Origin of the sequence: Salmonella sp. SAL4457, assembly GCF_046548235.1 — a bacterium.
Lineage (GTDB): Bacteria > Pseudomonadota > Gammaproteobacteria > Enterobacterales > Enterobacteriaceae > Salmonella > Salmonella enterica.
The window spans coordinates 1-252 of record NZ_JBGDZO010000950.1 but is presented as its reverse complement, the minus strand read 5'-3'; the positions used below and the strand labels follow the sequence as shown (position 1 = coordinate 252).

Genomic DNA, 252 nt, shown 5'->3' with positions numbered 1-252 from the left:
CGCCAGCACCTCGCGCGGGTCCTGACCCGCCGCGCGGTGACTGCGGCGCTGGGCGGCTGACACCCGGCGTGGGCCAAGGCCTGCTGCCCGCAGGGGTGAGCAACCCTGCGGGCATGCGGGCCGCCCTCGAGCGGCACGACTACCTGGCCGACGACGGCCTGGCCACCGCGGTCTACCTCGGACTCAAGCTGCACCGCCCCCTCTTCTTGGAAGGTGAGCCGGGCGTCGGCAAGACCGAGGTCGGCCGCACGC

At 75.0% G+C, this 252-nt stretch carries 1 pseudogene; it reads left to right on the top strand.

The features are described 5' to 3' along the window. Positions 1-68: 68 nt before the first annotated feature. A pseudogene (locus ACLJNW_RS26995) lies at positions 69-252 on the top strand (hypothetical protein); the annotation flags it as partial.